Annotated in this window: 3 protein-coding genes; all 3 read right to left on the reverse strand. The window is 45.8% G+C overall.

Going from position 1 to position 2869, the window contains the following annotated elements:
• Window positions 1-1607, reverse strand: a 1607-nt coding sequence (locus VN105_RS19360) for a serine hydrolase domain-containing protein (protein ID WP_325643238.1), incomplete at its 3' end; no start/stop codon positions are given.
• Window positions 1608-1635: 28 nt separating this feature from the next.
• Complete coding sequence (locus tag VN105_RS19365) at window positions 1636-2148, reverse strand: UpxY family transcription antiterminator (RefSeq protein ID WP_325643240.1); 513 nt, start codon at window positions 2146-2148, stop codon at window positions 1636-1638.
• 267 nt (window positions 2149-2415) lie between these two features.
• A partial coding sequence (locus VN105_RS19370) for a response regulator transcription factor (RefSeq protein ID WP_325643242.1) occupies window positions 2416-2869 on the reverse strand: 454 nt, incomplete at its 5' end.

Below are 2869 nucleotides of genomic sequence, written 5' to 3' on the forward strand. Positions count from 1 at the left end.
AAAACGTAATACAGCATCAAAAACTTCAGGTCCGCGTCTTTATTGGCTGATGACGAGGTTACCAGTGCAATGATGATCATATTTGCGATACCTGAAAATATACTCAGGACCAACACCTTTGGCATAGTGCTGTACAGTTCATTTTTCGCGGGGAAAAGGAAACCGAGGAGATACGCTATATAGCTGACCAGGAAAGCAGATAATATCAGCATCACCATGATCTTAAAACTAAACGGGCTCCAAACGATAGCTGCCTCCCAGTTAAATCCGGCCATAGCCGCCGGAATGCAATACACGCCTCCGAGAAATGGAAGCCCTGCCAGTAGAGCCATTCCTGCTTTGGTAATGCGTTTTACTGAAAGCCGTTCATACATCCGCTTTTTTCGTGCCACCTGTATACACATGAACACCATCGCTGCCACCAGTAATAAAATGTACATCGCCAGCACCAATGATATCAGCGTATATACGCCATCGTTACTGTCGTCCGGGAACCCTTCCTTCTTTATTTCATCAGATGCCAGCATCCGTAGTATCCGGTCTCCCATCAGCGGCGTACTGCTGTTATTAACGTTCGTAAGCAGCGCTATCCCAAGTTGTTGTTTTTTTCTGAAAGCGATGTAAGTGGAGAAATTAGGGTTAAGACCATCGTGGTAGATTTCGCCGCTACCGTTGAGAGACACATTCCATCCCATGGCGTATGCAGCCATTCCGTGTAAAGGAACCGTTTCATCCCGCTGTTGTGTGGCAACCGCCAGTGGATAAAGGGGCGCCGGGAACAGCCCCATCTGGAACATCAGCCATTTCTGTATGTCTGTTGCATTGGAAATAATATATCCTGCAGCGTTGTTGCCGGCATACCTGGGCGCCTGATAAGGAAAGGCGTGCAAAAAACCCATTTTGAATCCTGTTGCCATAAAAGCCTCATCGGCAGGAACACCAACAGAGGTGGCCGTTAGCCCCAGCCTGTTAATAACGCTGTCCTGCAGATAACGTTCAAATGTATACCCGGTGGTTTCTGCGATGATAAAGGCGAGTATATCATAATTCACTGTTGCATACTCAAACTCCTTTCCCGGCTTATGATGAAGCTTCACAGCCGATAACTTACGAACGGTTCGCCCAAGGGCGCCCGGGCGGTCATCTTCCGGAATGTCTGCAATGGTTTCCCAGGGAATACCGGATGTATGGTGCAGTAGCTGGCGCAGGGTGATCGTTGCTGCCACGCCTTTGTAGGTGGGTCTGAACCAGGTGAGATAGTCTGTTACACTTTTATCCAGGTGGAGCGTGCCGTTTGTTACCAGCTGCATTACGGCCATCGCGGTAAAAGCTTTACTACAGGATCCAATTTCAAACAGGGTGTTGGAAGTTACTTTATCCCCACGGCTATTCCCGGTATTGCCATAGTTGCGTATAATAGTCTGCTGACCATTGACGAGAACAAGGCTGGCGCCGGGGATTTTCTTTTCCTTCATCCATTGTATAACAGATTGGTCAATACTGTCGGGCTGAGGGCTGTTCCCCGGCTGCCGGCTGAATGCCGCACTGCCGGGAAGGAAAAATACCAGGCAGGATAGAATAAAAATACAGGCTTTTAAGGGCTTCATCTGATATTGCTGTTTCAGCTGGTACCGGCTAGGCAGATATGACATTAAAATAATCCGGAGACAAAGTAAGCAACAGGTTTCGCTGAAGCATCTGTACGCGCACCAGCACCCGTTTTCTATTGTCCTGTTGCACTACTTCACACATCAGCCCTGTAAGTGCGCCATGGCGGATTTCCAGCTTCCGTCCCTGTTGAAAATACGCAGTGGAAAATTCGATATCCGTATTGCTTTCAATGATCAGCTTAATGTTATTGATGATACTTTCCTGCACCCTTGCAACCTCTCTGCCGAACCGCACATACTGCAGCATACCGGGAAGTTGCTGGCCCAGGTAGTAATCCTCAATACCGGTCAGGTATACAAAAACATAGGATTGAAACAAGGGTTCCTCCACATACTTTTTTCTGTCATGCCAGGTCTTAAGCGTTTTTCTGACTGGTAAATAACTGGAAACACCCAATTCAGAAAGCCGGATAGAAACTTTCTTCTCGTGCTGTGGTCTTGTATACATTACATACCATCCCGCAGTAAATAGGCTCATTTGGTTAACATTAGAGAGGTAATACAAAAAGGGTTCACAAAATAGCTATCGCTACAGTGAGTACCATTACTCACTTTACAGGTATCAATTTTTACTTCACCCGGCTATGCAGGTATGTTGCTGTTATGACAACAATTTAGTCCGATTATTTTTCTGAAGATATAGGGAGACTACGAAAAAAAGTGCGGTTTTTACGAAAAACCATCATTGGTGATTATCCGGATGGTTATTAACAGGGCGCAATACACAGCACAGATAAGGGTTTTATTAAAATTGCGGTTTGGCCGCAGTGTGTATAATATTGTTCTCTACCGCATATCTTAGTAGTCCAACTGTTGACTTCGCTCCAATTTTATCTTTAATGATTTGTCTTATCTTCTCCACTGACCGGATACTTAAATGGACAAGGTCTGCAATCTCCCTGTTACTTTTTTCGTTCCACAACAACTGCAGTATTTTCACCTCCCGGTCCGTCAGCTTCATGCTTTTATCGTACGCCAGCTGCGCTACGTTTTTTTGCACACCCCAATAGAGTAGTTCGGTAAAAAAACGGTTGCGGTAAATTTTCCCGGTACAAACACTGACAACTGCCTTCTGTAATTCTTCGGGGCTGTCTGTTTTGGAAACATACCCATATATACCGAGATTCAGCAGATCGCTGATTATCTCCACGTCGGTACACATCGACAAAATCAGGATCTTAATACCCGGGTACTCTTCG

Source organism: Chitinophaga sp. (assembly GCF_035564935.1).
Taxonomy (GTDB): domain Bacteria; phylum Bacteroidota; class Bacteroidia; order Chitinophagales; family Chitinophagaceae; genus Chitinophaga.

Bases quoted from the DNA above. Each gene is read 5' to 3' on its own strand.
- VN105_RS19365 (WP_325643240.1), bottom strand. From the start codon at position 2,148: ATGAGCCTATTTACTGCGGGATGGTATGTAATGTATACAAGACCACAG.